Origin of the sequence: Bacillus cereus group sp. Bce019, from assembly GCF_051781745.1 — a bacterium.
Classification (GTDB): Bacteria; Bacillota; Bacilli; order Bacillales; family Bacillaceae_G; genus Bacillus_A; species Bacillus_A cereus.
Genome location: NZ_JBPWJX010000034.1, coordinates 1 through 21,592, shown reverse-complemented (window position 1 = coordinate 21,592; position 21,592 = coordinate 1). Strand labels below are relative to the sequence as shown.

The following is a 21,592-nucleotide window of genomic DNA, read 5'->3' as shown; positions in this document are numbered from 1 at the left end:
CTTCTCTTTCCATGTGTGTCTCATTTACTCTTCTCTATCAACGGTTATATTCATATGTAAATATAAAATTACTATACGTTTGTTAAGTAGGATTGTCAAGTGCTCTAAGAACGTTCAATCTGCTTCTTTAAACGCTTTACATCTTGAAGAGAAATCCCAAACTCCGAAGCAAGCTCCATTGAAGTATTGTTTTGCTCTTTTGAAATAAAATCATGAAAATTCACGTTAAACAGTTGATTTGCACCATTTGTAACAGAATGCCCTTTTTCATTCATACGCATACGTATATCCCTCACATTCAATATGGATGTTTTACTTTTTATTGTTCCATATTGATGAGAGAGTTATACATAACCGAAACTGCTATTGATTCCAAATAAATGAACAAAACATACAACAATGTATAAAAAAGAGAGGATTATATAACCCTCTCTTTTTTATCAACACTATTTACTTTCTACAATTAAGGTCACCGGACCATCATTGATTAAAGAAACGTCCATCATTGCTCCAAACTTCCCTGTTTCCACATGTAATCCTTGTTTACGAACTTCTTCATTAAAGAAATCGTATAAACGCTCTGCATAATCAGGTTTCGCAGCATCCATAAAGTTTGGACGTCTGCCCTTGCGGCAATCTCCGTATAATGTGAATTGCGAAATAGATAGAACTTGTCCTTCTACATCAAGTACAGAATGATTCATCTTTCCGCTCTCATCTTCAAAAATACGTAAGTTTGCAATTTTTTCCGCAATGTAAGTTGCATCTTTTTCTGTATCTTCGTGCGTAATGCCAACTAGTAATGTTAAACCGAACGGAATTTGTCCTACGATCTCACCGTCTACTGTGACAGACGCTTTCTTTGATCGTTGTAAAACAACTCTCATCTTTCTACACTCCCTATTAATGCATCATGCGTCGTACTGCATAAATTTCTGGAACGCGTTTAATGCGTTCTACTACTTTTTTCAAGTGTTGTAAGTTACGAATCGAGATTGACATATTAATTGTTGCCATCTTATTACGGTCACTTCTACCAGAAACAGCTGAAATGTATGTTTTCGTCTCTGTAACAGCTTGCAGTACTTCATTTAATAAACCGCGGCGATCGTAACCTGAAATTTCAATATCAACGTTATACTCAATTTCTTTTTCAGGGCTACCTTCCCACTCTACCTCTAATAATCGTTCTACAGCTTCTTCTGTATGAACATTTACACAATCACGGCGGTGAATTGATACACCTCGGCCTTTCGTAATATACCCAACGATATCATCGCCCGGAACTGGGTTACAGCATTTCGATAAACGGATTAATAAATTATCAGCACCGCTTACCTTTACACCAGAATCCCATTTTCGAATTTTCATCGGTTTACGGACTTCTTTAACTTCAACAATTTCTTCTTCTTCGCGTTGTTTGCGGAACTTGTCCGTTAGTCGCGTAACAATTTGCGAAGCTGTAATTCCGCTATATCCAACTGCTGCAAACATATCTTCTTCATTTGCAAAGTTAAATTTCTCAGCGACGCGTTTTAAGTTATCCGGCGCCAATACTTCTTTCATCTCATACTCTAGACCACGTACTTCCTTTTCAACAAGTTCACGGCCTTTTTCAATATTTTCGTCTCTACGTTGTTTCTTAAAGAATTGACGAATTTTATTTTTCGCATGAGATGTTTGAGCAAGTTTTACCCAATCCTGGCTTGGGCCATATGAATGTTTCGACGTTAAAATTTCAATGATGTCGCCTGTTTTTAATTTATAATCCAGCGTCACCATTTTCCCATTTACTTTTGCACCAATTGTTTTATTCCCAATTTCCGAATGGACACGATACGCGAAATCAATTGGAACAGATCCAAGCGGTAATTCCATTACATCGCCTTTCGGTGTAAAGACGAATACCATGTCAGAGAATAAATCAATTTTTAATGACTCCATAAATTCTTCTGCATTAGAAGCTTCATTTTGCCATTCTAATATTTGACGGAACCATGTGAGTTTCTTCTCTAATGTACCTGTTGTTTCTGCTGTTTTTCCTTCTTTGTATGCCCAGTGTGCCGCGATCCCGAATTCTGCAATTTCGTGCATTTCTTTCGTACGAATTTGCACTTCAAGTGGATCACCTTTCGGTCCAATTACAGTCGTATGAAGAGATTGATATAGATTTGCTTTTGGCATTGCAATATAATCTTTAAAACGACCTGGCATCGGCTTCCAGCACGTATGAATAATTCCAAGCACCGCATAACAATCTTTAATACTATTTACAACGACACGTACAGCTAATAAATCGTAAATTTCATTGAACTGCTTATTTTGCAGTGCCATTTTACGATAAATACTGTAAATATGTTTCGGTCTTCCAGAAATCTCAGGTTGAATTGCAACTTCTTTTAATTTCTCACGAATACCAGTCATTACTTCGTCTAAATATTCTTCACGTTCTGCACGTTTACGCTTCATTAAATTTACAATACGATAATATTGTTGTGGATTTAAATAGCGAAGTGACGTATCCTCTAGCTCCCATTTAATAGTACTAATTCCGAGTCTATGTGCCAAAGGTGCAAAGATTTCTAACGTTTCATTCGCTATGCGACGCTGCTTCTCTTGAGGCAAATGTTTCAATGTACGCATGTTATGAAGACGATCAGCTAGTTTAATTAAAATAACTCGAATATCTTGAGCCATTGCAATAAACATTTTGCGATGGTTTTCTGCTTGTTGTTGTTCGTGAGATTTATATTTGATCTTCCCAAGCTTTGTAACGCCATCAACAAGCATAGCAATTTCTTTGTTAAATTCCCGTTCAATATCTTCTAACGTAATCTCTGTATCTTCCACTACATCATGTAAGAAACCTGCTGATACCGTAGCTGGATCCATGTGTAAATCAACTAAAATACCTGCAACTTGAATCGGATGAATAATATACGGTTCACCCGATTTTCTATATTGTTCGCTATGCGCATCACGTGCATATTCATAGGCACGTGCCACTAGCTCAATATCTTCATCCGCTAAATATTGACTTGCTTTCTCGAGTACCTGTTCAGCTGTTAGTACCTGCTCATTTGCCATCGAATCACCTTTTATTGAAAATTGACTTTATCTTTATTTAATAGAATAAATTATATTCTATCATTATAACCCAATGATTGTGAATTGTGAAAAGGAAAAGATTTTACTGACATTTCACCATAATTTTTTGTTCAATTATACAAAAGTACCCGCTCCTCTCCAAGAGATTCACGGGTACTTTTTATCACCGTAGTTTCACCTATATAGTGATTAGTATTTTTCTAATACTAATACATCGTAACCATCTAACATTTTACGACCATCTAAGTAAGTAAGTTCTACTAAGAATGCAATTCCTGCTACAACTCCGCCTAGCTCTTCAACTAACTTAATTGTCGCTTCGATTGTTCCACCTGTAGCTAATAGATCATCTGTAATTAATACGCGTTGACCTGGCTTAATTGCATCTTTATGGATTGTTAAAACGTCTTTACCATATTCTTTACCGTAGTCAACTGTAATTACTTCACGTGGTAATTTTCCTAATTTACGAACTGGCGCAAATCCTACTTCTAACGCATAAGAAACTGGGCAACCGATAATGAAACCACGAGCTTCTGGTCCTACTACAACATCGATATCTCTTTCTTTTGCGTACTCAACGATTGCGTCTGTTGCTGCTTTGTATGCTTTACCGTCATTCATTAAAGGTGTAATGTCTTTAAACACAATACCTTCTTTCGGATAATCCGGTACAATTGCGATATGTTGCTTGAAATCCATATTTCTGAATCCTCCTCAGATCTAAAAGGTTTGTAAATACAAATCCTTTACCCTAACTGTTCTACTTCTTTATGATTACGAATCGTTTCAAACCATGTATATAGTTGCTGATATGTGCTATAAACCAATTCTTTTTCTAATTGTAAGTGGTTCATTTTCTCACGATATGTGTTCGATTCAATTAAATCACGCTTTTGTTTTTTGTCTGCCATAAAAATGACGCCATCTTTTATTGTAACAAATTCTAACTCAAAAAACACCTGTGTCATGAAATTTACTGTATCTTTTGACCAACCTTTATGACGACATAGTTGTTCTCCATATTGTCTTAAAGAAAATGGTGTTTTTTGGCTTAAGAAAGAATAGTACCATTTAAAGTGTTCTCTCGTCGGAACTGTACTAAATAAGTGGTTATTCTCTTGATAAAATAGCGTATAAATTCGCGCTGGGAATCCTACCTTAAATAGCTCACGTAATTCATCTGTTCCTTTTGGTAAATCAAGTAACACGATATATTGATCATCTAAATGCGTTACTTCTGAAGCATGCATGAGCTTTTCTTTATAGCTCTCTAAAGAAAATTTATTCAATACCTCTTCAGAAAAATACACCATTGTTATTTTTTCTTTCGGAAGTTCTGCTAAATTTGCTTCTGCATTACGCATACTACGCCAATCAAATAATTGCCACGCCTCTACAGCAATATCTTGTACCATTAGTTGTGGCTTCTTAAAGTTATTCCATTCATTAATAGACGCTTCTCCTATTACAGATACTTTTGCAACTGGAGAGATTTCTTTCGCATATGCACCAAAGCCAAATCCAATTGTATCCAGTGTTGCTTGTCCATCACGAAGAGCCATTTTTAAATGAGAGCCATCTGATCCGATTGCGCGAATGCTTTCTAACTCTGCATCTTTTACTGCAATACGTGGTTTCGGATTTCCAACACCAAACGGGGCTAGTTTTTGCATATCTTCAATTGCCGCTAGCGTTACATCCTCTACTTTACAAAAAACATCAACTGCTGTAATTGGAATAAAATCTTCTTCTGTTAAAATTGCATCTGCTTGTTCATTTAAGCGGCGACGTAATTCATCTACATCATTCATATGTAGCGTCATTCCCGCTGCCATCGGATGCCCTCCGAAGTGTGGTAATAACTCTCTACAATCTGATAAATTTGCAAATAAATCAAATCCTGCTATACTGCGTGCTGAACCTTTTGCTGTTTCTTTTATAGGATCAATGCTTAATACAATCGTCGGACGATAAAAACGTTCAACTAATTTCGAAGCAACAATTCCAATTACCCCTGGGTTCCAGCCTTCTTTTGCAAGTACTAATACTTTATTTTCTTCTGGCGGGAAGTTATTTTCAACTTCAGCGATAGCCTCTTCTGTAATTTGCTTTACAATATCTTTTCGCAGTTTGTTCAGCTCATCAATTTCTTCAGCTAGCTCTTTCGCTTCCTCTGGATCATCTGATAATAAAAGGTGTACAGCCGGCGCAGCATCTTCTAAACGCCCAACCGCATTAATACGAGGTGCAATTGAGAAGCCAATACTCTCTTCAGTAATTTCACTTTGCGAAACGTTAGCAACTTTAAACAATGCCTTCAAACCAATATTTCTTGTCATACGCATATGTTTTAAACCGCGTTTCACTAGCAACCTATTTTCACCATGAAGTGATACTAAATCGGCTACTGTACCGATTACTGCGATCTCTAATAAATGTTCTGGTACACGGCCTAATAGTGCATGAGCAACTTTAAACGCAACACCTACACCAGCTAAATAGTGAAACGGATATACACCGCCATCTAATTTCGGATGTATAATCGCAAGTGCTTCTGGCAATTCTGGCGGTGGCTCATGGTGATCTGTAATAATTAGATCTATTCCAAGCTCTTTCGCTACATTCGCTTCATGTACTGCTGCGATGCCAGTGTCAACAGTAATAATCAGTGAGAACCCTGCGCTATGCGCCCAACGAAACGCTTCTTCGTTCGGCCCATACCCTTCTGTAAAACGATTTGGAATGTAAAATTCTACTTCTGCACCTAATTCTTGAAGAGCAAGATATAAAACCGTCGTACTACTTACTCCGTCCGCATCGTAATCACCAAATATTAATATTTGCTCTCCATTTTGAATCGCCTTATTTACACGTTCTACCGTTCTATCCATTCCTTCTAATAAAAATGGATCATGAAATTCTTGATTTTCTGTATTTAAAAAATCTAAAATCTTATCTTCTGTATCTAGTCCTCTACCGAGGAATAATGAAACGACAAGTGGTGATAACTGTAATTTACTTGCTAATTCACTCACTCGCTCGTCATTATATTCTTTTTCTTTCCAACGCGTCTTCGGTTGTAACACGAAATCACCCCTTAACCTGTTCATTATACAAGACAGATTAAGGGGTGACAATATAATGCAAACTACGATGCAATATCTATATACTAAAATGTTAATGATGTTTAATTTGGAGAATACGGATTTATATGTACGAATACATTTTGTACATTATCTTGTTTCATAAGTATTTCTTTCACATGTTTTCCAATACGGTGTCCTTCTTCTACAGTAATGTATGGATCTACAGACACTTTAATATCGACAATAACATAATGACCATGCTCCCGTGCATATAAAGAACCAATTTTTTTCACACCATCCACTTGAAGAACTGCTTCTCTAAAAGGAATAACATCCTCCTCATGAAGAACATGGTCAAGCGTTGCATGAATTGCTTCCGCTCCAATGCTCCATGCCATTTTTACAACAAGAAGTGAAACAACTAATCCCGCAATTGGATCAGCGTATACAAGCCAGTCTATACCAAGCTTACCACCGATTATAGCTGCACAAATACCGATTAAAGCTGCAATTGAAGAAAATACATCCGAACGGTGCTCATATGCATTTGCAATAATTGCATCACTATTTACCCTTTTCCCTAATCGGAATTTATATTGAAACATTCCTTCTTTCACGACGATTGAAAGAACAACAGCAAAAATCGTAATTCCTTTCGGTGGTTCTAGTTCTTGCGAAAAAGCTTTTATAGACGAAATCGCGATCTCAAGTCCCACGATAAATAATAATACCGCTACAATAATCGCTGAAATCGATTCCGCTTTACCATGACCATACGGATGATCCTCATCAGGTGGCTGCTTTGCCGCTCGCAATCCAAAAAGTACAGCTAGCGAACCAATTACATCTGATGCAGAATGCACGGCATCCGCTAACAGTGCTTTACTGTTCCCAATATAACCAATTACCGCCTTTATAATCGCTAATATAATATTACCAACGATCCCGACAATAGCACCAAACTCGGCCTGTTTAAAACGTTCATCTTTTTCCATAATTAAAATCCCTTCTTTTCTTAACCTATCTTTTTATTTTAACAAAAACAGCGATAACACCACCACTTTCTTCCATCTTCTTTCTGTAAAAAAGTTGCTATCTTATTGTATCCACAAACGAAAAAAGAGATGCCTCATAAAGAGACATCATCTTTTCTATACTTGCGGTTCAGATTCTACTTTCTCAACCTTCTTCTTGCTTTTACCTCTTTTCAAACGACGGTTTTCAAGCATTAACCAAATTTGAGAGGCAACGAAAACAGAAGAGTACGTACCTACAATTAATCCAACAAGTAACGCAAACGAGAAGTTACGTAGTGACTCACTACCAAAGATAAGCAGTGCAATTACTGGGAATAACACTGTTAATACGGTGTTAATCGAACGACCAAGCGTTTGGCGAATACTTGCATTTACGATTTCTTCTAGATCTTTTATATCGCGCACTCGTTTTTTCTGTTTGTATAATTCACGGTTTCTATCAAATGTAACAATCGAGTCATTAATAGAATAACCGATGATTGTTAGTACTGCAGCAATAAACGTTAAGTCTACCTCTAGTTGGAAAATACTAAACATAACAATCATAACGAATGCGTCATGTAATAATGCAAGTACTGCAGATAACGCATACGTAAAGCGGAAACGAATACTTACGTATAAAATGATAACCGCAGAAGCAATTAATACTGCGATAAATGCATTTCGTGCAATTTCTTTACCGATTGTCGGTGAAACTGTACTTACGTTTGGATCTGTACCATATTTATCGTGGAAGAATGTTTTTGTTTTCGCAATTTCATCTTTTGATAAAACACCTAATGTACGAACTGCGAAACCTTTATTGTCATCTCCAGTCGGTACAATATTTTCTTCCTTCACATCAATGTTCAATTCTTTAAAATCTTTATGAACATCAGACACAGTAACGGCTTGTTTTGATTGCAAGTCGATACGTGTACCACTCGCAAAGTCAATACCAAGGTTCAATTTGAAAATTGGTAAGATAACTGCTCCTGCAATTACAACTACAATCGAGAAAATAAGGAATTTATGACCGATATTTACGAAATTAATACGATCAAATCTCGTTGGCGGATGTACTACACCTTTTGTTAATGGAATAATATCCTTTTGTTTCACACCAAAATATCCTGGTTTTTTATCAAAGTAACGGCTCTTTACAAGTAGACCTAGTAAGAAACGAGTACCGAATACGTTCGTAATAAAACCAACTAAAATACTTACGATTAAACTTGTTGCGAATCCTTTTACAGAGCTATTACCATAAACGAATAACACACCAGCTGCTGCAAGAGTCGTAACGTTTGCATCTAGAATTGTTGCTAATGAACGATGGTTACCAGCACGGAATGCCGACATCATTGACTTACCAATTTTCAGCTCTTCTTTCAGTCTCTCGTACGTAATAATATTCGCATCAACTGCGATACCTACTCCGAGCACTAACGCTGCAATACCTGGCAACGTAAGAACTGCATGCATCCAGTTAAAGACAAGTAATGTAACGAAAATGTATAAACCTAACATAATAACCGCTACAAGTCCTGGTAAACGGTAGAATACAAGCATAAATAAGAAAATAAGAGCGATACCAATCGCACTAGCGAAAATCGTTTGCTCTAACGCTTGTTGACCAAATTTCGCTCCAACTGATGTTGAATACATTTCTTTTAAATCAACAGGAAGTGCACCTGCATTTAATAAAGATGAAAGTTGTTTCGCACTTTCAACTGTGAAGTTTCCACCTACGATAGATACTTCAGCTTGGTTAAATACTTGGTTTACTGTTGCTGCTGATAAGAATTTCGGATTCGGTTTTGCAGATTCTGCTTTATACGAATCTTTTCCTTCTTCAAAGTCAAGCCAAATTACCATTAAATTCGTTGGTGGTGGCATTTTTGAAATTTTCTCAGTTACTTCACGGAATTTTTCAGCGCTTTTTAGTGTAAGACCTACACTCGCACGGCCTTGCTCATCAAATGTTTGCTTCGCTCCGCCGCCTTTTAAATCCGTTCCATCCATAAGAAGATTGTCATCTACATCACGGAATGTTAATTTCGCTTGTGTTGATAACATTTCACGTGCTTTTTGCTGATCTTGTACACCAGCAAGCTGTACACGAATTCGATCTTGCCCTTCGATTTGAATGTTCGGCTCACTTACACCGAGAACATTGACACGATTTTCAAGAGCACCTACTGTACTTACAAGTACATCTCGATCGATTTTATCACCTTTTTTGGCTGGTTTTACTTCATACAGAATTTCAAAACCACCGCGAAGGTCTAGTCCTAGACTAATTCCTTTTGCTATGTCTTTTCCTGCCGCACCAATTACTCCACCGATTAATAAAACGATGAGGAAAAAGGCGGCAATTCTCGTACCACGTTTTGCCATATGTACCCTCTTTCTGCTACTAACACTTCAAATAAATCTTTTACGATTCACTTTTACACGTGTGCATACGCCTAGTTAGTAGACTTCCTTTCTATAATTTTGCTAGTTCATCACCAGCTGTGTCGGTAAGTTTTTCACATTACCTACACTTTCATTATTTATTTTCTCTCTTCACTACCCCCTTTATATATAATCTTAGACATAATTATTTCCTCATTATCAATACATATCATTATACTGCAAAAGGAAGAACAAACCAATTGCAGTCGGTTATTTATTTTCATATTCATCAAATGACCAAAGCGGCGCTTGATATGCTTCAACAGTTAAATAAGTCATATATTCATTAGCACTTACTGTTAATACGTCATTAACTAATTCATACAATCTAACATCGCTGTCTATCTTCTTCCACTTTTTCACTTTAAGAAACTTCCAAATGTCATCATCTGTCACTCGGTCGTAACCGAACATTTGGAACTCTTCTACTTTACTTTCTAAAACGACTTGTAACTGTCCGCGGTACGATTCTACCAAAGCCTCTCTATCTAACATACATAACATCTCCTTCTTATTTCAGCACGAAAAGTCGCCTTTAATCCCGCTCTAATGGACAGCAATAACTACTTTCAAGAGCACTATCATACTTCACTCTCTTAAATGCTTGTCATTCTTGTCTCGTACGTGCATATAAATTATTGTAAATCATTCCACTGATTTTGAGAAGGTAGGAGAAGACCATGACGAGACAAAGCTTTTTAAAAGGCGCATTTATTTTAATGATCGCCGGCTTTATTACCAAAATTTTAGGATTTATTAATCGTATTGTAATGGCTCGTATTTTAGGAGAAGAAGGCGTTGGCCTTTATATGATGGCCGTTCCTACATTCATTTTAGCAATTACATTGACACAAATTGGTCTTCCTGTCGCAATCGCAAAATTTGTAGCAGAAGCGGAAGCTGTGAACGATAAACAAAGAGTTAAAAAAATATTAACCGTATCACTAGCTGTTACATCCGTTATTAGTATCATTTTAACAATCGGAATTATGTTCCTCACACCTATTTTAGCAAAAACATTATTAACCGACGAAAGAACCTACTATCCATTAATGGCCATTTTGCCCGTTGTTCCTGTTATTGCTGTTTCTTCTGTTTTGCGTGGTTACTTTCAAGGGAAACAAAACATGAAACCTAGCGCTTATGCGCAAGTTCTAGAACAAGTCGTCCGCATTACCATTATCGCTATATGCATTCAATTATTTTTACCTTACGGCATAGAATACGCTGCAGCCGGCGCTATGTTATCAGCTGTTCTCGGTGAAGTTGCATCCTTATTATTTTTACTCACGTTATTTCAGCGAGAAAAACATTTATCAATACGCTCTGGATTTTTCACTACTGTAAAGGAAAGCAAAGGGACATTTTATTCTCTGATGGATATTGCCCTTCCAACTACAGGAAGTCGTTTAATCGGCTCCGTTTCATATTTTTTTGAACCTATTGTCGTTATGCAAAGCTTAGCAATCGCTGGTGTCGCTGCTTCTGTTGCAACCCAGCAATACGGTATATTAAACGGTTATGCATTCCCGCTCCTATCACTACCCGCCTTTATTACATACGCTCTCTCTACAGCGCTCGTTCCTTCTATTAGTGAAGCAATGGCAAAAAGACAACATAAATTAGTAGAGCACCGTTTACAACAAGCACTTCGAATTTCATTAATTACCGGCGGATGGTCTGTCGTTATATTATACGTATTCGCTTCTCCTGTTTTAACTCTTATGTATGGATCAGACAGCGCAACAGCATTCATTCAACTTCTTGCGCCTTGCTTTTTATTTCATTATTTCCAAAGTCCACTTACCTCTGTTTTGCAAGCTTTAAACTTAGCAAGAGCCGCAATGATGAATACATTTATTGGTGCCATCGTGAAATTAATCGTTATTTTTGTACTAGCATCAAGGTCAGAGTTTCAAATGATGGGGGTTGCACTTGCTATTGCTGCAAATATTGTAACAGTAACATTTCTTCACTACGCTACTGTTTTAAAAAAGATTACATTTACCATTTACGCAAAAGACTATATTTTCGGCGGACTTGCCATCGGTATCGCAGGCGCCTTCGGTTTTTATCTTCATAAATATATTATTTTCTCTCATTCCCTTGGCATACAAACATTATGGGAAATCACTTTAACAACAATTGTTTATATCGTACTTCTCTTCACTTTCAAACTCATTCGAAAAGAAGAGTTAAGTCGTCTCCCTATCATTCGTAAACTTTCATTTTTGAAATAAGGTGAAACTTTAATCAGTGGGGTAATCTCCACTGATTATTAGTTACACTAATCATTCTTACTCTTTCAAAGAATAAGTCTCTAATTTTCTTTTAAATCAACAAAAAATTGTCCGTTTTGAAAACTACAGTATAAAATTTGTGTTATATCGTTATAACCTAAGTTTTTTAATTTCTCAATAAGCCATTCACCTGTATGCTCAATCATTTGTAAATGACTAGATTGAATTTCTCCATCAATAATAAGAGGAAGCGTAAACTGCAATGTATCTTGTTTATTTTTTTGTTTTTGAAAGACAGATAACTTCCCAGACGGTTCCAAAATAGCATATTCTACATCCCGAATATCCCCAACTCCTTGTTCCCTTAATTGCATCATTAAATCATCAATATTATATCGCTGGTTTCTCATCTTTTTTTCATCAATCTTTCCCGCATTAATAATAATTGCTGGTTCACCTTCTATTAAATGCCGAAATCGTTGAAACTTTAATGAAATGACTGACAAAATGATTTGTATGCACATAAGAAAAGTCATCGGAACTAATTGATGCCAAAGTGATTTATCGGTATTTTCAATTGCTACTACAGCCATTTCTCCAAGCATAATAAATACGACTAAATCTAATACACTTAGCTCTCCTATCTCACGTTTACCCATAAGACGAAAAATAATTAAGATGATGATATACAAAAGCATTGTCCGTCCAATTACCGATATCCATTCCATTTCTACATCTCCTTTTTTACGTATAGACTCCCCTATAAAAAAGAAACTAGTCTAACTTGGGCAAAAGGAAAATATGCTTGTATTAAAAAGGGGGAATGCATAAATGGATGGAACGAAAAAATTATCAACTGCAATTGGCTTCGGTATTGTTACGCTACTAATTCTCGCATCTATTACTAGTATGATTATGGCTCTTTTATTAAAGTTTACGAATATAAATGAAGGGACATTAACCGTTACTATTTTTATACTCGCTCTTTTATCTATGCTTATGTCTGGATTTACTGCCGGCAAAAAGGCTCAAGGAAAAGGTTGGCTAGTAGGTTTCACAACAGGGCTCACGTTCACTATACTCGTCTTTCTAGTTAACTATTTAGGCTTTTCTCAAACCTTATCGAACTCACAATTACTATATCAATTAGCATTAATGGGGGCGAGTACACTCGGTGGTATTTTCGGTGTAAATATGTCAAAGCAAAGTAACTAAAAAAGGCCCTGCACATTTCATGCAGGGCCTTCCACATTAGTTTTTCACAACTTCACGAATCGCATTGCGATCGAAAGTTAAGTGTGAACCACCAGATTTAATAACGATTTTTGTCTCATCTACTGATTCGATTGTACCGTGTAAACCACCGATTGTTACGATAGCATCACCTTTTGCTAACTCACTTTGCATTTGAGCAACTGCTTTTTGACGTTTTTGTTGCGGGCGAATTAATAAGAAATAGAAAATCGCAAACATCGCAACGATCATAACGATATTCATCATACCTGCATTCATCTTTTGTTCCTCCTTTTAAATTATGTATTAGAAGTTTTTAGCATTCGGTTTATTAAAGCCATACTGTTCAAAGAACTCTTCGCGGAAATCGCCAAGACGGTCTTCACGAATAGCTTGTCTCACCTGCTCCATTAAGTTTAACAGAAAATGAAGGTTGTGATAAGACGTTAAACGAATTCCGAACGTTTCATCACATTTCATTAAGTGACGAATGTACGCACGTGAGTAGTTTTTACATGTGTAGCAATCACAGTTTGGATCAAGCGGACCGAAGTCTCTTGCGAATTTCGCATTTTTTACAACAAGGCGACCTTCACTTGTCATACATGTACCATTTCGAGCGATACGAGTTGGAAGTACACAGTCAAACATATCAATACCACGAATTGCGCCATCGATTAACGAGTCAGGAGAACCTACACCCATTAAGTAACGAGGCTTATTATCTGGAAGAAGTGGTGTTGTAAACTCAAGAACACGGTTCATAATATCTTTCGGTTCACCAACAGATAAACCACCTACAGCGTAACCAGGGAAGTCCATTGAAACAAGATCTTTCGCACTTTGACGACGAAGCTCTTCGTACTCCCCGCCCTGTACAATACCGAATAAACCTTGATCTTGCGGACGTTCATGCGCTTTTAAGCAACGTTCTGCCCAGCGGCTCGTACGCTCTACAGATTTCTTCATATATTCAAAAGTAGCTGGGAATGGTGGACACTCATCAAATGCCATCATAATATCTGAACCTAATGCATTTTGGATTTCCATCGCTTTTTCTGGTGATAAGAATAATTTATCTCCATTTAAGTGATTACGGAAGTGAACGCCTTCCTCTTCAATACGACGGAAGTCACTTAAACTGAATACTTGGAAACCACCAGAATCTGTTAAGATTGCACGATCCCAGTTCATAAATTTATGCAAGCCGCCTGCTTCACGAATAATTTCATGACCTGGACGTAGCCATAAATGATACGTATTACTTAAAATAATGCCAGAATCCATTGCTTTTAATTCTTCTGGTGACATTGTCTTAACTGTTGCAAGTGTACCAACTGGCATAAATGTTGGTGTATCAAATGAACCGTGCGGCGTATGCACACGACCTAAACGGGCACCCGTTTGTTTACATGTCTTAATAAATTCATAACGAATTGCTGTCATAACTTACTCCTTTTATTTGTTTCTCATTTTAGCGTGAGATGCAACGAACATTGCATCACCAAAACTAAAGAAACGATATTTTTCTTTTACTGCTTCATTATAAGCATGAAGTACATTATCTCTATTTGCAAATGCACTTACAAGCATAATTAATGTTGATTTCGGTAAATGGAAGTTTGTAATTAAACCATCAATTGCTTTAAATTCATATCCCGGATACATGAAAATATCTGTCCATCCAGAAGCGGCGCAGAGCTTACCGTCATGATCTGTTGCAATTGTTTCTAACGTACGAGTTGATGTCGTACCTACAGTAATAATACGTCCACCATTCTCTTTCACACGATTTAATAATGCCGCTGTCTCTTCAGACATATGATAATATTCTGCGTGCATATGGTGTTCTTCAATCGTGTCTGCAGAAACTGGTCTAAATGTTCCAAGTCCTACGTGAAGTGTAATGAATGCTAACTCAACGCCTTTTTGCTTTAACTTCTCAAGTAACTCTTCTGTAAAGTGAAGTCCCGCAGTCGGCGCTGCTGCTGAACCGATTTCTTTCGCATATACTGTTTGATAGCGATCGCGATCTTCCAGCGTCTCTTTAATATATGGAGGAAGCGGCATTTCCCCAAGTTCATCTAAAATTTCATAGAAGATGCCATCATATGAAAATTCAAGCTGGCGTCCACCTTGATCTGCAGTTCCTGTGCAAGTTGCTTTTAATTTCCCTTCGCCAAAAGAGATAACAGTTCCTTCTTTTACACGTTTCGCTGGCTTTACAAGCGTTTCCCACTTATCACCTTCTTCTTGTTTTAAAAGAAGTACTTCAATGTGCGCGCCTGTATCTTCTTTCACACCGTGCAAACGAGCAGGCATAACTTTCGTTTCATTTAAAACTAAGCAATCCCCCTCATGTAAGTAAGAAAGAATATCCGTAAAATGTTTATGCTCAATATCACCTGTTTCACGGTCTAACACCATTAATCTTGATGTTTCACGATCTTCTAACGGGACTTGTGCAATAAGTTCTTCTGGTAAATGAAAATCAAACAGATTTATATCCATAGCTATATCCACCTATTTCTTATTTAAATCGATTTATTATATACATAATAAAAGATAATACAATACTTAACACAATACATGTAATGATAGGAAAATAAAAGGTAACGTTTCCTTTTTTCACAAAAATATCGCCTGGAAGCCTTCCAATGAACTTCCAAGCTAATCCAACAACGATGAGTAAGATCCCGGCTGTAATAAGCAGCTTTGGCATCTCCGTCATACTTTTGGTATCTCCATTCCGAAATGTTCATACGCAAGCGGCGTTACAATTCGGCCCCTTGGCGTTCGTTGTAAAAAGCCAATTTGTAATAAATACGGCTCATACACATCTTCAATCGTATGAGATTCTTCTCCAATTGTTGCTGAAACCGTTTCTAATCCAACTGGACCGCCACGGAATTTCTCAATAATACCAAGCAGTAATTTATGATCAATATGATCTAGACCTAATTTATCTACTTGCAGTAGCTCTAATGCCATTTGTGTAATTTCCATCGTAACCGTTCCGTTACCACGGACTTGCGCGAAATCACGTACACGTCTTAAAAGACGATTCGCAATACGAGGTGTACCACGAGCACGTCTTGCAATTTCTAATGCAGCTAACGAATCGATTTCGACTTCAAATACTTCTGCTGTACGTTCAACAATCGCAGAAAGCTGATCTACTGTGTAGTACTCTAACCTTGAAAGTACACCGAAGCGGTCACGAAGCGGTGCCGATAATGCTCCAGCACGTGTTGTTGCTCCAACTAATGTAAATGGCGGTAAATCTAGGCGTACAGAACGTGCTGAAGGCCCTTTTCCAATTACAATATCAAGGCAAAAGTCTTCCATCGCAGGATACAATACTTCTTCAATTGATCTATGCAAACGATGAATTTCATCAATAAATAATACATCCCCTGGCTGAAGCGCTGTTAATACAGCAGCTAAATCTCCTGGTCTTTCAATTGCGGGACCTGAAGTTGTTCTAACATTAACGCCCATCTCATTGGCAATAATATTCGCAAGCGTCGTTTTACCAAGACCTGGTGGTCCATATAAAAGCACGTGATCTAACGTTTCTTCACGCATTTTCGCCGCTTCAATAAATACTTCTAAATTATGTTTTGCTTTATCTTGGCCAATATACTGACGGAGCGTCTGTGGCCGTAATGAATATTCTAAATCCGCATCTTCATATGCAGATTCCCCTGAAAGGAGACGTTCGTCCATTATACTCACCTCTTACCATTTAGTAAAAGACTAAGTGCCTTTTTAATATACTGATCCGTCGTTAATGATTCTTTTAATAACTCTGGTACAACACGAGAAACTTCGCGTTCTGCGTATCCAAGTGCGCGCAGAGCTTCCAGTGCCTCATCAAGCTCAGCTGATGAACCTTTCTTCTCATCAAAACGTTCTGTGTCTGAGAATAAATCAACGAATGCATCTGGTACGACATCTGCTAGTTTTCCTTTTAAATCTAAAATCATTTGGCGTGCTGTTTTCTTTCCGACGCCTGGGAATTTCACTAAAAACTTCTCATCTTCATGCTCAATCGCTTGAACAACCTGTCCTGTTTGACCAGAAGCTAAAATGGCAAGAGCTCCTTTTGGCCCAATGCCAGACACGCCTAACAACTTTGTAAATAATAAACGCTCTTCACGTGTTTTAAACCCGTAAAGTGCCATAATATCTTCTCTCACATAATGATATGTATAGACACGGATTTCTTGCTTACTTCTTTGAAATACATACGGATTCGGTGTGAAAATTTGATAACCAATTCCATTATGATCAATTACGACATATTCCGGCCCTACATACTCCACGTAACCTGTAACATATTCAAACAAAATACGATCTCTCCCTCTTAAATCATGTATTCCATTTTAACATATTTAATGATAGAAAAGCGAGACTGCCCCAACAAATGTTCTCCACTTGAAACTTCTGTTATTTTCCATTGACAGAAAGGTTAAAGCACCTTAATATACAGAGGTCGATAATGATTATCAATACTAATTAAAGGGGTTACATCAGGATGAAACGTAAGCTATTTATTTTATTTACTATTATGCTTGTTGTTCTTTCTATCGTTGGCTGCTCTTCTCAAAAAGAAGAATCGAAAGCAAAAGAACAACCGAAAACAAAAGTTGTAAAACATGCTAAAGGTGAAGCTACAATTCCAGTAAATCCAAAGAGAATTGTTGACTTATCTGGATCAACAGAAGAACTATTACTTCTTGGACACAAACCTGTTGGTACAGCAAATACATATAAAGATAAAATCCAAAATCACTTAACAGACAAGTTAGATGGAGTAAAAGCAGTAGGTTGGTACTGGGCACCTAAAGTTGATTTAGAAGCTGTTACTGCTTTAAAACCAGACTTAATTATTTTAAACAACCGTCAATTAAAAATTTATGATCAACTAGAAAAGGTTGCACCTACAGTTGTTCTAGAAACAAACTTAGAAGACTGGCGTGGTAAGTTTAAAGAAGTAGGTAAGCTATTTGACGAAGAGAAGAAAGCAGACAAATGGATTGCAGACTACGATAAGAAAGCAGACTCTTTATCTAAAAAAATTAAAGAGAAAACAAAAGATGAGAACTTTATGTTCGTTGCAGTTACACCACAAAACTTCCGTGTATACGGTAGCTTCGGATACGGTGACATCATCTTTAATGACTTAAAACTTCCAGCAACAAAAGGTACGGATTTAAAACAAACGATGGCGCAAGTATCACTAGAAGGTCTAGTTGCATTCCAGCCTGACCAAATGTTTATTGTAAACTTCGGCGGCGAAGCTGATAAAGTTTACGAAGACTACAAAAACAGTGCCGTTTGGAAAGACAATAAAGCAGTTAAAAATAATCACGTATATGAAGTATCAAATGAAGTCTTCAATACGAAAGCATTCAATCCAATCGGAAAAGATATGCTAATTGATGAAATCGCAAAAGAAATTTTAGCTAAAAACAAATAAGAAAAAAAAGCAGCTCACCATGAGCTGCTTTTTTTCTTACTTTGAACTGCGTATTGCTTCATTTTTTCAATCGTCTTCACAAAACCTTCTTTTGATTTAATACGAATGCCACGTTTCAATTTCGCACGTTCATAGCTCTCAAGCTTTTTCATATCAATTTGAAAGAAAGAATGGATCGCATTATCACTTTTCGGTACACCTTTGAAAATTTGTAATATCCCTTCCTCTGAAACACCAAAATACCCGCTCGTTTTCAATAACGGAGAAATATCATCAACTTTCTTTTGCAATACAATTTGTACATCATCACGATCAACGAGCTGCCATTCTTTATACTGCTGTAAAAACTTTTCTAAATCCGTCACTTTTTCTGTAAGTATTTCTTCGCTTACTTCGCCATCAACATACATACGCTCTAATAAAATTGTAACCTCAGGTTCTTTTTTCGTTACTTCTGGTACTGGCCCTTCCGCCTTCACATTCGTTCCATAAACGAAACAAAACATCATAACGAAAGCTTGCATCGCAATCAGTATCCATTTCATTTCCGTTCACCTCTTTTAGGCAAGATCATACTTTCATTAGTAGTTTTTCCGGAAATGGGGGTTTTATCCATATTACATTTCTTTCGAAAAATAAAAAATGCAGATAAGGGTTTACCTCATCTGCATGTATCATTTACTTTTATATAAAATGAAAGACGCCTGCAAAGCAGGCGTCTTGATGCGTTTACGGCGAGAGACCAGGCGACCACATTCGCGTGTTTAGCACTTAAGCATATCTCTCGTCTTACGTAAATTAGCTCATCGCTTTGCTAATATAACATTAATAAAGTATAAGTGCAACATGTTTATAAAAATATTTTATTTCCTCTTTCATCCAAATTATTTTATGTAAATTATAAATTGATAATTGCAATATATATATTACAATTAATGTGACAGCGAAATCATAATAAGCAGGGGATGAATATTATGAAAAAAATAAAGGATGAACGCCTCATTCTTCAAATGTTAAAAAACATACGTATTGTCTTTCTTTTTCAATACATTGGCGTAGTTGGAATTTTAGGCTATATCGGATTCACTGAAGGCATTGATCAAATTACGAAATCTCCATTGTGGCTATTATTTATGTTTACAAGTATTTTACTTGCTTATTTACAGTTAAGTGTTTCAATCGATGTAGAAGAAGGCGAAAAGGAAATACAGTTAACTCCTTATTACAAACTTGTCTTCCACTCCCTTATTGTAGGAATCGTTACGGCTATTATTTATATTATTTTCAGTCCAGAAAGACCTCTATTTGAAGCTATTTCAACAGGTAGTATTCTTTTCATATGCTTTTTAGTTTCTTATTCCGTTAGTTATTTTATTAAAAAACGTCGCTTACAAGACAACGATGAATAAAGAGGAAGGGCTATCCCTTCCTCTTTTGTTTTGTTATCGCACTGTACCAGTTAAACCGTAACGAATGTCTCGGAACATATTCACTATGTCACGATTAAAATCGTTTGTAACTGTACCGTTACGTAGACGCGTACTCATTGCATCGACACGAGTAAACATATCATTTCTTACAGAAACATATACGTTTCTGTTTCCAACTTCATTTGCAACAGCTTGACGAATTTCGTTAGCCATCGCCGTTTCATTTGTCACTGTGTTACGTGGTTTTACCGCAATCGCTACATCGTTTCCATATACAACTGTAGACACACGGTCTACGTTATTCATACGTTTCACACGATTTGTTATTCTTTCAGCTGTTTTACCATCATTGTTAATGTATGAATTGTTCATTGTAATATTACGAGTTGGATGCGGATTAGCAATTTGTCCATTGTAATTTACATCTCGATAATAATTGTATCCTATATCGTTACGACCATTTCTATATGTTACATAATCTGTATAACGATCATTACGTGTCACATTATCACGATACTGGTGTGTATCATTATAAGATGTACGCTCGTAATTGTAGTTACGTCCATCCATTGCATTATTATCTTTCGGTGTACCACATGCAGCTAATGCACTGGTAACTAACAAAGAAGCAGCAATCACTTTTACTTTCGTATTCAATACAAAAACCCCCTCTGTTAGAATGAGCTTCTCTACTGAAAAGCTCCCTCTTATGATGAGTAACCGAGAAGGTTTTTACACTGTTAATATTTCACTGGGAATTTTCTAGCACTTCATAAAAAAACTTCATTTTCTTAATTAACAGGAATGCAAAAAAGGCGGGAATACTCCCGCCTTTTTAAACTTCTTCTTCGTCCTCTTCTTCTGAAACGGGCTCTCCAAATACATTCGGTGGATCTGGTTGATAATACATCGTTCCTGGCTGTGGTGCATATGCAGACTGAGTTGGTTGATAATATAAAGGATTCGCATATTGCGGACCGCCTGGTTGTGGACTATATAGTCTACTTTCTCCTCCGCATCCACAATCTTCCTCACCCTGCACAAGCGGCGGCATATTATTATCCATTGGCATCATATTCGGGTTTGGCATAGACGTATATTGCGGTCCAAACGGCGCTCCTTGCTGATATGGCATTTGATATGGATTTGGTTGTTGATAATACGGATTCGGCGGCATCATGGGCTGTTGATACGGCATTTGATAGGGCATCATATTGGGTGGTTGATTGTTATCCATAATCGGCATCATATTCGGCATTTGATTGTTATCCATGATTGGCATCATATTCGGCATTTGATTGTTATCCATAATTGGCATTATATTCGGCATTTGATTGTTATCCATAATCGGCATCATATTCGGCATTTGATTGTTATCCATAATCGGCATCATATTCGGCATTTGATTGTTATCCATAATCGGCATTATATTCGGCGGCTGGTTGTTATCCATAATTGGCATTATATTCGGTGGCTGGTTGTTATCCATGATTGGCATTATATTCGGTGGCTGGTTGTTATCCATGATTGG

General features: G+C 37.0%; 21 protein-coding genes, 1 pseudogene and 1 other annotated feature (1 of these 23 cut by a window edge). Of the genes and pseudogenes, 4 read left to right on the top strand and 18 right to left on the bottom strand.

All coding sequences use genetic code 11. The annotated features are described in order from the left end of the window. Positions 1-50, bottom strand: a binding site (T-box leader) (it extends 181 nt beyond the left edge of the window). A 54-nt stretch (positions 51-104) separates the two neighbouring features. From ACS2QP_RS26450 to ACS2QP_RS26415, 8 genes are all read right to left on the bottom strand, one after another. Next, entirely contained in the window at positions 105-281 is a 177-nt protein-coding gene (locus ACS2QP_RS26450) for a hypothetical protein (protein ID WP_001242605.1), read from the bottom strand. A gap of 165 nt (positions 282-446) precedes the next feature. After that, positions 447-887, bottom strand: a complete 441-nt coding sequence (locus ACS2QP_RS26445) for a D-tyrosyl-tRNA(Tyr) deacylase (protein WP_001266965.1) — start codon at positions 885-887, stop codon at positions 447-449. 16 nt (positions 888-903) lie between these two features. Further along, positions 904-3,087: a GTP diphosphokinase gene (gene relA, locus ACS2QP_RS26440; protein ID WP_001262795.1), complete on the bottom strand. Its 2,184-nt coding sequence runs from the start codon at positions 3,085-3,087 to the stop codon at positions 904-906. 210 nt (positions 3,088-3,297) lie between these two features. Then, positions 3,298-3,810, bottom strand: a complete 513-nt coding sequence (locus ACS2QP_RS26435) for an adenine phosphoribosyltransferase (protein WP_000346215.1) — start codon at positions 3,808-3,810, stop codon at positions 3,298-3,300. 47 nt (positions 3,811-3,857) lie between these two features. Continuing rightward, a complete protein-coding gene (recJ, locus tag ACS2QP_RS26430) occupies positions 3,858-6,197 on the bottom strand; it encodes a single-stranded-DNA-specific exonuclease RecJ (RefSeq protein ID WP_000941229.1) in 2,340 nt (779 codons plus the stop codon). A gap of 101 nt (positions 6,198-6,298) precedes the next feature. Further along, the gene (locus ACS2QP_RS26425; protein WP_326263131.1) at positions 6,299-7,192 is read right to left on the bottom strand and encodes a cation diffusion facilitator family transporter; all 894 of its coding nucleotides are present in this window, start codon (positions 7,190-7,192) and stop codon (positions 6,299-6,301) included. A 156-nt stretch (positions 7,193-7,348) separates the two neighbouring features. Further along, positions 7,349-9,613, bottom strand: coding sequence for a protein translocase subunit SecDF (secDF, locus tag ACS2QP_RS26420; protein ID WP_326263130.1), 2,265 nt, complete (start codon positions 9,611-9,613; stop codon positions 7,349-7,351). A gap of 270 nt (positions 9,614-9,883) precedes the next feature. Then, entirely contained in the window at positions 9,884-10,168 is a 285-nt protein-coding gene (locus ACS2QP_RS26415) for a post-transcriptional regulator (protein ID WP_000886978.1), read from the bottom strand. Positions 10,169-10,353: 185 nt separating this feature from the next. Here ACS2QP_RS26415 and spoVB point away from each other — a divergent pair, with 185 nt between their 5' ends. Next, positions 10,354-11,913: a stage V sporulation protein B gene (gene spoVB, locus ACS2QP_RS26410; RefSeq protein WP_326263129.1), complete on the top strand. Its 1,560-nt coding sequence runs from the start codon at positions 10,354-10,356 to the stop codon at positions 11,911-11,913. Positions 11,914-11,993: 80 nt separating this feature from the next. Here the strand turns inward: spoVB and ACS2QP_RS26405 are convergent, their stop codons facing one another. Then, entirely contained in the window at positions 11,994-12,641 is a 648-nt protein-coding gene (locus tag ACS2QP_RS26405) for a DUF421 domain-containing protein (RefSeq protein ID WP_326263128.1), read from the bottom strand. A 103-nt stretch (positions 12,642-12,744) separates the two neighbouring features. Between ACS2QP_RS26405 and ACS2QP_RS26400 the strand changes: the two genes are divergently transcribed. After that, complete coding sequence (locus tag ACS2QP_RS26400; protein WP_000349148.1) at positions 12,745-13,128, top strand: TIGR04086 family membrane protein; 384 nt, start codon at positions 12,745-12,747, stop codon at positions 13,126-13,128. Positions 13,129-13,164: 36 nt separating this feature from the next. On the opposite strand, the gene yajC is transcribed toward ACS2QP_RS26400, so the two are convergent. The 6 genes from yajC to ruvA are packed head-to-tail and all read right to left on the bottom strand — an operon-like array spanning position 13,165 to position 17,498. Then, on the bottom strand, positions 13,165-13,425 hold the full coding sequence (yajC, locus tag ACS2QP_RS26395; protein ID WP_000991115.1) for a preprotein translocase subunit YajC: 261 nt from the start codon (positions 13,423-13,425) through the stop codon (positions 13,165-13,167). Between the two features lie 27 nt (positions 13,426-13,452). Further along, on the bottom strand, positions 13,453-14,592 hold the full coding sequence (gene tgt / locus ACS2QP_RS26390) for a tRNA guanosine(34) transglycosylase Tgt (protein ID WP_000125365.1): 1,140 nt from the start codon (positions 14,590-14,592) through the stop codon (positions 13,453-13,455). 12 nt (positions 14,593-14,604) lie between these two features. Continuing rightward, positions 14,605-15,657 carry a tRNA preQ1(34) S-adenosylmethionine ribosyltransferase-isomerase QueA gene (gene queA / locus ACS2QP_RS26385; protein ID WP_153580708.1) on the bottom strand — a complete coding sequence of 351 codons (1,053 nt, stop codon included), beginning with the start codon at positions 15,655-15,657 and terminating at the stop codon, positions 14,605-14,607. 19 nt (positions 15,658-15,676) lie between these two features. Beyond that, the gene (locus ACS2QP_RS26380; RefSeq protein ID WP_000138162.1) at positions 15,677-15,877 is read right to left on the bottom strand and encodes a DUF2905 domain-containing protein; all 201 of its coding nucleotides are present in this window, start codon (positions 15,875-15,877) and stop codon (positions 15,677-15,679) included. Further along, positions 15,874-16,875, bottom strand: a complete 1,002-nt coding sequence (gene ruvB, locus ACS2QP_RS26375) for a Holliday junction branch migration DNA helicase RuvB (RefSeq protein ID WP_000344449.1) — start codon at positions 16,873-16,875, stop codon at positions 15,874-15,876. Before ruvB ends, ACS2QP_RS26380 begins: the two co-directional genes overlap by 4 nt. A 5-nt stretch (positions 16,876-16,880) precedes the next feature. Next, the gene (gene ruvA, locus ACS2QP_RS26370; RefSeq protein WP_000464511.1) at positions 16,881-17,498 is read right to left on the bottom strand and encodes a Holliday junction DNA helicase RuvA; all 618 of its coding nucleotides are present in this window, start codon (positions 17,496-17,498) and stop codon (positions 16,881-16,883) included. Positions 17,499-17,686: 188 nt separating this feature from the next. On the opposite strand from ruvA, the gene ACS2QP_RS26365 reads away from it, so the two are divergent. After that, positions 17,687-18,631 (top strand): iron-hydroxamate ABC transporter substrate-binding protein, encoded by a 945-nt coding sequence (locus ACS2QP_RS26365; protein WP_000823606.1) that lies wholly within the window; start codon positions 17,687-17,689, stop codon positions 18,629-18,631. Between the two features lie 14 nt (positions 18,632-18,645). Here ACS2QP_RS26365 and ACS2QP_RS26360 read toward each other — a convergent pair whose 3' ends face one another. Next, complete coding sequence (locus tag ACS2QP_RS26360) at positions 18,646-19,176, bottom strand: BofC C-terminal domain-containing protein (RefSeq protein ID WP_000871192.1); 531 nt, start codon at positions 19,174-19,176, stop codon at positions 18,646-18,648. 429 nt (positions 19,177-19,605) lie between these two features. Here ACS2QP_RS26360 and ACS2QP_RS26355 point away from each other — a divergent pair, with 429 nt between their 5' ends. Continuing rightward, the gene (locus tag ACS2QP_RS26355; protein ID WP_000721223.1) at positions 19,606-20,040 is read left to right on the top strand and encodes a hypothetical protein; all 435 of its coding nucleotides are present in this window, start codon (positions 19,606-19,608) and stop codon (positions 20,038-20,040) included. Positions 20,041-20,073: 33 nt separating this feature from the next. Here ACS2QP_RS26355 and ACS2QP_RS26350 read toward each other — a convergent pair whose 3' ends face one another. Together ACS2QP_RS26350 and exsA are read right to left on the bottom strand one after the other, a co-directional pair. Then, positions 20,074-20,718 (bottom strand): YhcN/YlaJ family sporulation lipoprotein, encoded by a 645-nt coding sequence (locus ACS2QP_RS26350; protein WP_326263126.1) that lies wholly within the window; start codon positions 20,716-20,718, stop codon positions 20,074-20,076. Between the two features lie 178 nt (positions 20,719-20,896). Beyond that, positions 20,897-21,592, bottom strand: a pseudogene (gene exsA / locus ACS2QP_RS26345) (spore coat assembly protein ExsA); the annotation flags it as partial.

Bases quoted from the DNA above. Each gene is read 5' to 3' on its own strand.
- ACS2QP_RS26425 (WP_326263131.1), bottom strand. From the start codon at position 7,192: ATGGAAAAAGATGAACGTTTTAAACAGGCCGAGTTTGGTGCTATTGTC.
- ACS2QP_RS26415 (WP_000886978.1), bottom strand. From the start codon at position 10,168: ATGTTAGATAGAGAGGCTTTGGTAGAATCGTACCGCGGACAGTTACAA.
- queA (WP_153580708.1), bottom strand. From the start codon at position 15,657: ATGGATATAAATCTGTTTGATTTTCATTTACCAGAAGAACTTATTGCA.
- ACS2QP_RS26365 (WP_000823606.1), top strand. From the start codon at position 17,687: ATGAAACGTAAGCTATTTATTTTATTTACTATTATGCTTGTTGTTCTT.
- ACS2QP_RS26380 (WP_000138162.1), bottom strand. From the start codon at position 15,877: ATGACGGAGATGCCAAAGCTGCTTATTACAGCCGGGATCTTACTCATC.
- ACS2QP_RS26405 (WP_326263128.1), bottom strand. From the start codon at position 12,641: ATGGAATGGATATCGGTAATTGGACGGACAATGCTTTTGTATATCATC.
- spoVB (WP_326263129.1), top strand. From the start codon at position 10,354: ATGACGAGACAAAGCTTTTTAAAAGGCGCATTTATTTTAATGATCGCC.
- secDF (WP_326263130.1), bottom strand. From the start codon at position 9,613: ATGGCAAAACGTGGTACGAGAATTGCCGCCTTTTTCCTCATCGTTTTA.
- yajC (WP_000991115.1), bottom strand. From the start codon at position 13,425: ATGAATGCAGGTATGATGAATATCGTTATGATCGTTGCGATGTTTGCG.
- ACS2QP_RS26435 (WP_000346215.1), bottom strand. From the start codon at position 3,810: ATGGATTTCAAGCAACATATCGCAATTGTACCGGATTATCCGAAAGAA.
- ACS2QP_RS26450 (WP_001242605.1), bottom strand. From the start codon at position 281: ATGCGTATGAATGAAAAAGGGCATTCTGTTACAAATGGTGCAAATCAA.
- ACS2QP_RS26355 (WP_000721223.1), top strand. From the start codon at position 19,606: ATGAAAAAAATAAAGGATGAACGCCTCATTCTTCAAATGTTAAAAAAC.
- tgt (WP_000125365.1), bottom strand. From the start codon at position 14,592: ATGACAGCAATTCGTTATGAATTTATTAAGACATGTAAACAAACGGGT.
- ACS2QP_RS26360 (WP_000871192.1), bottom strand. From the start codon at position 19,176: ATGAAATGGATACTGATTGCGATGCAAGCTTTCGTTATGATGTTTTGT.
- ACS2QP_RS26400 (WP_000349148.1), top strand. From the start codon at position 12,745: ATGGATGGAACGAAAAAATTATCAACTGCAATTGGCTTCGGTATTGTT.
- ruvB (WP_000344449.1), bottom strand. From the start codon at position 16,875: ATGGACGAACGTCTCCTTTCAGGGGAATCTGCATATGAAGATGCGGAT.
- ACS2QP_RS26445 (WP_001266965.1), bottom strand. From the start codon at position 887: ATGAGAGTTGTTTTACAACGATCAAAGAAAGCGTCTGTCACAGTAGAC.
- relA (WP_001262795.1), bottom strand. From the start codon at position 3,087: ATGGCAAATGAGCAGGTACTAACAGCTGAACAGGTACTCGAGAAAGCA.